This window comes from Microcoleus sp. Aus8_D2 (assembly GCF_036702665.1).
Taxonomy (GTDB): domain Bacteria; phylum Cyanobacteriota; class Cyanobacteriia; order Cyanobacteriales; family Microcoleaceae; genus Microcoleus.
Genome location: NZ_JAUBUN010000006.1, coordinates 237903 through 247283, shown reverse-complemented (window position 1 = coordinate 247283; position 9381 = coordinate 237903). Strand labels below are relative to the sequence as shown.

Genomic DNA, 9381 nt, shown 5'->3' with positions numbered 1-9381 from the left:
AATTAAAACTATACTAACAGACACAATCACCGTGTTTTGGGGAGAATGGCTAGATTTGCGAGTCCGAATCCTGCCAATTGCCGCCGCTGGTTTAACATCCCCATTAATTTACATTCTAGCTTTTGGTTTCGGGTTGGGCAGTTCCATGCCTAAACCTGCAATTGGTGGCAATTATCTAGAATTCATGCTACCGGGAATGGTTGCACTCTCATCGATGACAGTAAGTTTTACGGGTACAGTATTTTCAATTTGCGGCGAACGCCTTTTTAGTAAAACATTTGAGGAATTGCTGCTGCTGCCGGTACACCCGTTAGCTTTGCACGCGGGCAAAATGTTAGCCGGAATTCTGCGGGGACTGCTGACTTCTGTTTCGGTTATTTTAATAGCAGTTGTGTTTACTCAAAAGCTGGTATTTCTGCATCCGCTATTTTTGTTAGTGATTATTCTCAATTCCGCTGTGTTTGCGGGCATGGGAGTGATAGTGGGTTTAAATGTAAAATCCCTGGAATCAGTCGGATTGTACAACAATTTTCTGATAACTCCGATGTCCTTTTTAGGTGCGACTTTTTTTGACCCCGCGTCGCTACCGGTATCCCTGAAAGGCATAGTTTATCTGTTGCCGCTGACTTATGCAAGTATTGGATTGAGAGCGGCTGCTTACGATATCGCTAAGTTTCCTTGGTACAGCATACCTGTTTTGTTGGCGGCTGCGATCGCCTTTTCTGCGATCGGCGCCCGCCAGTTTTCTACCCAACAAGATTGAATTACAAACTTGTAATGAAATAGTTTGTAGTGAGGACTTTAGTCCTCGGAAAGAAGGACTAAAGTCCTCACTACAAACCATGCCTCTCGAATTTAAAATAAGGCTTAAAAAATATTAGAAAGTAACTTATAGATCAAGCGAAATATTGCTGTTGCCCCGATCGCCCCCAACGCCGCCAACCATCCCACAAACAACACGCCTGCGATCGGAGAATTCGGATAAATCGTAACTGCCGCGCGCAAAGCCGGGAAAAACCACAGCAAAGCCAGAGTACCTGCGCTAATAATCAGCATCTCAGTTTGCTCGATCGCCCTGCGGTACTGCCCGTAAATTAGCCCCCCCACAATCATCCCCAACAATCCGATGCTGACGCTAGGAGACGGTAGCAAACTTGTCAGGGCGATCGCCAGCAACCCCCCTTCAAAACCCGTAAACGCCGCCCCTCCCAAAATATCCCAAATCGAAAAAGCCTGTCTCGGTGCAGTTTGCAGGTTTCCCGGAGGAGCCACCACAGGAGCCACAGGAGGCTGCTGAGTCGGTGGTGCTGGCTGAGTCGGTAAGGGAGGCGGAGTCCTGATTGCCGGGGGCTGCACGACCATCGTAGGCTGTTGAGAATTGTATTTTAGAGCCGCTTCCACCTCGGCCGCCGATTGATAGCGCTGGCTGGGAGCTGGTAACAACATTCGATCGAGAACTTGAGCCAAACGCGGGCTTACCTGTACGCGCGAATGCCAATTCCACTCATTTTGATAACTATCAAACAATTCCGTCGGCTGCAAACCGCTGAGCAAAGTAATGCAAGTCACAGCTAAAGCATAAAAATCCGTTGCTGGATAAACTTCTTGTCCGCTCATTTGTTCTGGCGGCGCGTAACCCAAAGAATAAATACCAGTCGAAGCCTTAGAAGTACCCACCGTTTGCGTCACCTGTTTGACAGCCCCAAAATCTAATAAATAAAGCCGACCATTTTTAGCCCGCATAATATTAGCAGGTTTAATATCCCGGTGAATCGAACCGCGAGAGTGGACAAAATCGAGAACCTTTAAAATTTCCCGCAGCACCTCCATCGTTTCAGCTTCCGAAAACTTGCCTTTGATAGCAAGTTCCTCCTCCAAATTTTCTCCATCAATAAATTCTTGAACCAGATAGAAAAACTGATCGTTTTTTCCCGGCTGCAAACTCGGAACAGTCAGCTCAAAAAACGCCAGCAAACTCGGAATTTGCGAATGTTCGTTGCCCAGTTCTTCCAGCACCGCTGCTTCTCGTTCAAACAGAGTTTGAGCAATTTTTAGCTGTGCGGGACTCAGACTTGCTGACGGCTGCAAAAGTTTAGCAACGCACTGCCGCATCGCCGGAGTATAGCGGTCTCTGGCCAAAAATGCCGCCCCAAAACCGCCTTGACCCAACAACCTGACTGGCAAATAGCGACCGCCCAAAATCAGGGGCATTCCACAGGTCTTGCAATACCTTTGCTGCACCGTTTTCAGCAGGGAACTGTCATCGAGGTCGGAAAAATAGTTTTGAGGGCGCGGGCAGCCCGGGCGGGTGCAGTAAACTTCCATTTTGGTTGGCTAATTGGGAATTGGGCATGGGGCATGGGGCATGGGGCATCTTGCCCGCTCGCGAAGTCGAAGGGTGGGCATGGGGCATGGGCCAAACAGGTCATTGGTCATTTTAGCCGAAGAGCGAAGCCGAAGGCTGGTCATTGGTCATTGCTAATGGTTCAATCTCTTATTCTGCGAGGTTAAACTTTTTTTTCTGCCACTCCCACTTTGTTTTACCCTCTCGACCTAGTTTTGATATGAGCTTTTGGCATCAAACAAGCCAACTACCCATTACCTATTACCCATTACCCATTACCCATTACCAAATTTTTCCAGGGGTTGTCAAACAGATTTTAATCTCTAAACTAAGCGTGAACTGCTGACTGCCAGCGACTTCATTCAGTTGACAGTTGACAGTTGACAGTTGACAGTTGACAGCAAACAGGTTGACAGCAAACAGGTTGACAGTGACCTCTACCTGGAAAGAATAGGATGGGAGTAATGAATAGTCTTGTTTTAATTTCTCCCTAAAAGGGTTCCGGCTTTAAACCAATTCTTTCTGGTAATAAATTAACTTCCCCCTGAATTGGGAGCTGCTATTTCTATCAGTCCCAAATCCATGACCGGAGGTTCTTTCTTTTCCGGGATGGCGGAATAAGTAGCAAAGGAAGGCAAAATTTCATTGCTGAAAGCCTCTGCTGCTTTAGAACGGTAGCGGTTGGGGTTGTAAATCAGCGATAAAATCCGAGTTACTAAAACTTCGTCCATTTTAGATTTGTGCAAAACGCCCATCATCAACTCTTTTTCGATCGCCGAAACCGACACAAAAGCAGCGCCCAGCCCTGACTGAACGGCATTTTTAATAGCTTCGATCGAGTTGAGTTCCATCTCGATTTTCAGGCGGCGCGTGTCAATGCCGCAGCGAGTCAGTACCTGATCGATGACTTTGCGGATAGTAGACTGCGAATCCAGGGAAATAAACTGCAATTTATAAAGGTCTTCTTTTTGGATGCTTTCTTGTTGTACCATCGGGTGAGACGGCGGGAGAATCAGAGCTAGTTCGTCCTCAGCGTAAGGAACAATTTCTAAAGCTTCTACAAGTTCGGTAGGAATTTCTCCGCCAACAATTGCCAAATCGATTTGCCCGTTGGCCACACTCCACGCCGTGCGGCGGGTCGAATGCACGTGAAGCTGTACCGCTACATCCGGGTACTTGTGCCGAAACATCCCAATCATTCGCGGTAGCAAGTACGTCCCGGTTGTTTGAGAAGCGCCGACGATTAAAGTACCACCTTGGAGATTTTGCAAGTCTTCCAGAGCTCGACAAGTTTCTTGACAAAGCGATAAAATTTTCTCGCCGTAACTCAGCAGCAGGTGTCCGGCTTCGGTCAGTTGAGCCCGCCGCCCCCCCCGATCGAACAGCGGCACGTCCAACTGTCTCTCTAGGTTTTGCACCTGCAAGCTAACTGCTGGCTGGGATACGTAGAGGCTGTCGGCGGCGCGTTTGAAGCTTCCTTCAGAGGCGATCGCCTTGAGAATGCGTAACTGGTCTAAAGTGAAAGGAAGGTCAGACATATATCTAAATTGTCAGTTGGTGTAGGGGCGGGTATCAATGTGAATCTCTGCGGTCATCGACAAGCTGGTTCATCCGGTGTGCCAAGGTCTGATTTGACTTCAATGCCGGCATTTGACCCCAAAAACGGGTACTGTTCCCCGGACAATCGTCGTATAGATCCCAAAATTTTAGACTCAAGTTCGGGCTCCCAGATTCAATGGTGCAAGTCAATCTAAAATCTAAAATCTAAAATCTAAAATCTACGAGATGCAACCTGACACGCATTTGTACTTGTCCTCCGTCCTCCGTCTCTAGTTGCGATTCGGTCACTAATGACTGGCGACTAATGACTGATGACTGATAACCGCTGAATGCTCCTATAGATACTTTGTGCCACAATTTGACCGCGAATCAATAACTTTTCTTAATATTTGCAATGACGATCGACTTAGCGCTTGACTCCCACTTAGTTATTCTCGGACTTTTAGGCGGTTTTGCGATCGCCCACAGCGGTTTAGCAGCCCTCCGCCCCAGAGGTGAAAAGCTGATCGGGCCGAGACTTTACCGAGTTTTGTTTGCCCTTGTCAGTTTGCCGCTAGCGGTGATTTTGGTTGTCTACTTTTTCAACCACCGCTACGACGGCGTGCAGCTTTGGCAAGTACAGGGAGTACCCGGAGTTAAACCAGTCGTTTGGATACTCTCAGCAATTTCCTTTCTGTTTCTGTACCCAGCAACCTTCAACCTCCTAGAAATTGCCGCCATCCAAAAGCCGGAAGTTCACCTCTACCAAGCCGGCATCATTCGCATTACCCGTCACCCGCAAATGGTGGGACAGGTGATTTGGTGCGTGGCCCACACCCTATGGATTGGGACTAGCTTTACCCTCGTCACTTCCATCGGTTTGGTACTTCACCACCTATTCGGAGTGTGGCACGGCGACAGCCGGCTGCGGGCACGTTTTGGCGAATCCTTTGAAACCATCAAATCTCAAACCTCAATCATTCCATTTTTGGCAATCCTGCAAAAGCGTCAAACCCTTGACTTGCTTGAGTTTCTCCGCCCTTCCTACCTAGGCGTAGTCATTTTTACGGGCTTGCTGTGGAAAATTCATCCTTTTTTGATGCGTGTCACTGGGAACATATACTGGTAGCATGATCCCTAGGATAGAAAAAAAATTATTAAATTTTGAGGGATCATGGTGTTGTCGGTTAGCGAACGCACTTTTGCACAAGAGGTATTTCAAGCCTCTACCCCCGTTTTAGTTCACTTTTGGGCACCTTGGTGCGGTTTGTGCCGCGCGATCGACCCTACGCTTGCGACTTTTGAGGCACAGTGGGCAGGAAAAGTCAAGCTCCTAGGGGTGAATGCCGATCAAAGTTTGAAGTTGGCCAACACTTACCGGCTGACAAGTCTGCCGACACTGATTTTGTTTGAGGGCGACAAAGTTCGATTCCGATTTGAACATTATCAAGGGCGCGAAGAACTGCGGCGCACTTTAGACTCCTGGATGCTCGCTGTGGAGAATTCTCCCGCAATTCAACTGCTGCAACCGCAGTCAGCAGTCAACAGGTGAGATCTTTAAGCGCTATAGCTGTTAGATCCCCGACTTTTTAAACAAGTCAGGGATCTACCTGCGCTGCGGGTAAGTAAAAGATTTAACGGATTGAGCGCGGATTAAAACCACCATGTCTAATTTAGTTAAAGTTCACTTGCTCGCTTCGGAGGAAGCGGGAAATCTCAAAGCATCAGCACTATCTAATCCACAAATTGACGAAAAGCTGCGCCCGGTACCCGTGTTTGTGATTACAGATGCGGTTGGTGCTCCCCTCATCGCTTCTGTTCCCAAACAAGGTGAGGGTCAAACTGGCAATGATTCGGTGGCGCAAATTTTTATCAGCCAGCAGGATGCTCGAGCTTTTGTCGAGCAACTGAAAACGAGAAACCCTGAGTTGGCGGCTTCGGTGCGGGTGCTGCCGGTGTCGCTGGGGGAAATTTACCAGCTTTCTCAAGCAAATAAAGGCAAGCCTGATGAGGTGAAGTTTACTTACGTTCCGGCACCGCAGCAGGTTGAGTCTGCTAAAACGGTGTTGCGCCAAAACGGTCAGCAAGTTAACCAATACAGCGGTGTACCTCTGTTTGTGGCAAAAGTCGGCACGGACAACCGTTATTTGACGATTCAGCGAGACCAGCAAGACGTGATTCCCTTGTTTTTTAACAGGGAAGAATTGCAAGAAATTGTGGAGCGCTTCAAACAGCAGGAGCCGAATTTTACTGCCACAATTAAGATTGAGGTGGTCAACTTGGACAGCCTTTTGGAAGCTTTGCGAACTGCGAACGATCCGTTTTTTAACCAACTGATTTTGGTGCCATCGCGGGAGTCGCTAGATGTTGTGCGATCGGGTTCTGGAACGCTCCTAAACTTTGAGGAATTGAGCTTTTTTAATAACTTATTGACTGCATCCGCGAGCGCTAGTTTTCTTGACTTAACTATTGGCAATGATTTGTTTCAAATACCTCCCAACAGTGTGACTCAATTTCCAGGGGGCGTGCGAGCCTTAGACGGTGAAGATACGGTGAATGGTTCAGCATTTAATGATGTAATTAATGGGAATGCTGGAAATGATGTGCTGCGTGGCGGCGCGGGAAATGACTTGCTGCGGGGTGGCAAAGGCAGCGATTTAATTTTCGGAGATGATGGCAGCGACCTGCTCAGCGGCGGTCAAGATAATGATAGTCAAAGTGGCGGAAATGGCAATGATTTTTTGCGGGGAGGCAGGGGAAATGACAGTTTAAACGGCGATGAAGGTAATGATTTTTTGCTGGGCGATGCAGGTTTTGATATTCTGACTGGTGGCGGCGGCACAGATAGTTTTATTATCAAAATAGATGTGGATGCAGGGGGCAGGGATGCGAATTTTGCCGATCGAATTACCGATTTAAATCCCGGGGATAGAATTGCGATCGCAGGCAGTATCAGTCTAAATGACCTCAATTTCAATGCGGCGGGCGCAAACACGCTCATAGTCTTAGCTAATGGCGACATTTTAGCCAATGTTTTAAATGCTTCCCCGGCAACTGTTCGCAGTTCCACATTCATCGCATCCACGACAGATTCGATTCTCAACTTGGGGTAATCGCGATCGACCTTACTTAACTTACTCAAGAACTGACAATTTAAAACTACCCCTAGCGATAAGATCCGCCGCCAGCCCCATAAAAATAGAGTCGGAGCGTCCCGGAAAATTCAAAAAAAGCCCGCATTTATGCCCAGTCGTCCAAGCCTGTGTCACAATAGTTCACAGTTTTGTCAATCTAGTAGAAACTTTAAACTACATCAGTCATGGAACCGCTTTATCAATACGCCTGGCTGATTCCAGTCCTGCCGCTGGCAGGCGCAATGCTAGTAGGTCTCGGCTTAATCACCTTTAACCAAGCCACCAACAAACTCCGGCAAGCGAATGCGATTTTAATCGTTTCCACGCTCGGAGGGTCAATGGTACTCTCTTTCGCATTGCTGTGGAGTCAACTACAAGGTCACGCACCCTACACCCGCACTATTCAGTGGGCTTCTGCGGGCGACTTCTCGCTGAATATGGGCTATATCATTGACCCCCTAACGTCGGTGATGCTGGCGATCGTCACTACGGTCGCCTTTTTGGTGATGATTTACACCGACGGCTACATGGCACACGATGACGGGTACGTGAGATTTTACTCCTACCTGAGCATCTTCAGCGCCTCAATGCTAGGTCTAGTAGTCAGCCCGAACATCGTTCAGATTTATATTTTCTGGGAACTGGTAGGTATGTGTTCGTACCTGCTAGTAGGCTTCTGGTACGATCGCAAACCCGCTGCTGACGCCTGCCAAAAAGCCTTCGTCACCAACCGCGTCGGCGACTTCGGCCTGTTGCTTGGCATCCTCGGCATTTACTGGGCCACCGGCAGCTTTGAATTTGACGTGATGGGCGAACGGCTGCATTCTTTAGTCGAATCCGGCGCCCTTTCCGCCACTCTGGCGACAATCTTCGGCGTTTTGATATTTTTGGGCCCAGCAGCCAAATCCGCTCAGTTCCCCCTCCACGTCTGGCTGCCAGACGCAATGGAAGGCCCGACACCGATTTCTGCCTTAATCCACGCCGCCACGATGGTAGCCGCCGGCGTCTTCCTGATCGCTCGGATGTACCCAGTATTTGAAGGGCTGCCCGCAGTCATGAATTTGATCGCCTGCACCGGCTGTTTTACAGCATTCATGGGTGCTTCGATCGCAATTACCCAAAATGACATCAAAAAAGGGTTAGCCTACTCCACCATCTCCCAATTGGGCTACATGGTAATGGCAATGGGAGTCGGCGCCTACAGTGCCGGACTCTTCCACTTGATGACCCACGCTTACTTCAAAGCAATGCTGTTCCTGTGTTCGGGTTCAGTCATTCACGGTATGGAAGATGTCGTCGGACACAACCCCGCCCTCGCTCAAGACATGAGAGTCATGGGCGGCTTGCGGAAATATATGCCGATTACCGCTACTTGCTTTTTAATCGGAAACTTAGCAATCTGTGGCATTCCACCCTTTGCAGGTTTTTGGTCAAAAGACGAAATCCTCGCCCAAGCTTTTCAAGCTAATCCCGCTTTATGGGCTGTGAGCTGGATAACTGCCGGGATGACCGCGTTTTATATGTTCCGGATGTATTTCAGCACCTTTGAGGGCGAATTCCGGGGCAATAACAACGCCATCAAGCAGCAACTCCTGCAACCGGGTCTAGTTTTCGGCCCCGGAGCGATGAACGTTAAGGAATTGGCAGCAACTGGCGAAAGTCACGACAAGCACGACCATTTCCCTCACGAATCTCCTCTGACAATGGCTCTGCCGTTGGTATTGCTGGCTGTACCTTCTGTGTTTATCGGTTTTCTCGGTACGCCGTTTGCCAATTATTTCGAGCAGTTTGTCCGCGCTCCGGGTGAGTCTCTGGAAGAAGTTTTAGAACACGCCGCTGAGTTCGATTTGACGGAATTTCTAATCATGGGTGGCAGTTCGGTAGGTATTGCTCTGCTGGGCATTACCTTGGCTTCTCTGATGTATTTGAGCCGGAAAATTGATGCAGGCGCGATCGCCCAAAAAATCAAACCACTTTACGAGTTCTCTCTCAACAAGTGGTATCTCGACGATATCAACGAGGTTCTCTTCGTCAGAGGCAGCCGCCGTTTAGCGCGGCAAGTCATGGAAGTGGATTTGCGAGTCGTCGATGGTATCGTCAACCTGACAGGGTTTCTCACCCTGGTTACGGGCGAAGGTTTGAAATACTTTGAAAGCGGTCGCGCTCAATTTTATGCCCTGATTGTGTTTGTCGCAGTTCTGGGTTTTGCGATCGTTTCTGGAGTTGGTTAAATCTGTCGGGAAACAGCACTCTCGTCTCCTCCCTCCGCGTAGGGAAACGGCACTGCCGTCTCCTCCCTCCGCGTAGGGAAACGGCACTGCCGTCTCCTCCCTCCGCGTAGGGAAACGGCACTGCCGTCTCCTC

At 48.9% G+C, this 9381-nt stretch carries 7 protein-coding genes; 5 read left to right on the top strand and 2 right to left on the bottom strand.

Features of this window, described 5'->3' with window-relative positions:
• The first annotated feature begins 1 nt into the window (after position 1).
• A complete protein-coding gene (locus QUB64_RS07380) occupies positions 2 to 763 on the top strand; it encodes an ABC transporter permease (protein ID WP_333394008.1) in 762 nt (253 codons plus the stop codon).
• Between the two features lie 104 nt (positions 764 to 867).
• Here the strand turns inward: QUB64_RS07380 and QUB64_RS07375 are convergent, their stop codons facing one another.
• Positions 868 to 2325: a serine/threonine-protein kinase gene (locus QUB64_RS07375; RefSeq protein WP_333267299.1), complete on the bottom strand. Its 1458-nt coding sequence runs from the start codon at positions 2323 to 2325 to the stop codon at positions 868 to 870.
• 552 nt (positions 2326 to 2877) lie between these two features.
• Positions 2878 to 3882, bottom strand: a complete 1005-nt coding sequence (locus QUB64_RS07370) for a LysR family transcriptional regulator (RefSeq protein WP_333267297.1) — start codon at positions 3880 to 3882, stop codon at positions 2878 to 2880.
• 416 nt (positions 3883 to 4298) lie between these two features.
• Here QUB64_RS07370 and QUB64_RS07365 point away from each other — a divergent pair, with 416 nt between their 5' ends.
• From QUB64_RS07365 to QUB64_RS07350, 4 genes are all read left to right on the top strand, one after another.
• Positions 4299 to 5012 carry an NnrU family protein gene (locus QUB64_RS07365; RefSeq protein WP_333267295.1) on the top strand — a complete coding sequence of 238 codons (714 nt, stop codon included), beginning with the start codon at positions 4299 to 4301 and terminating at the stop codon, positions 5010 to 5012.
• Positions 5013 to 5057: 45 nt separating this feature from the next.
• Entirely contained in the window at positions 5058 to 5435 is a 378-nt protein-coding gene (locus QUB64_RS07360; RefSeq protein ID WP_333267293.1) for a thioredoxin family protein, read from the top strand.
• 112 nt (positions 5436 to 5547) lie between these two features.
• Positions 5548 to 6996, top strand: coding sequence for a Tic22 family protein (locus QUB64_RS07355; RefSeq protein ID WP_333267292.1), 1449 nt, complete (start codon positions 5548 to 5550; stop codon positions 6994 to 6996).
• A gap of 206 nt (positions 6997 to 7202) precedes the next feature.
• The gene (locus QUB64_RS07350; RefSeq protein WP_333267290.1) at positions 7203 to 9248 is read left to right on the top strand and encodes an NAD(P)H-quinone oxidoreductase subunit 5; all 2046 of its coding nucleotides are present in this window, start codon (positions 7203 to 7205) and stop codon (positions 9246 to 9248) included.
• Positions 9249 to 9381: the final 133 nt, after the last annotated feature.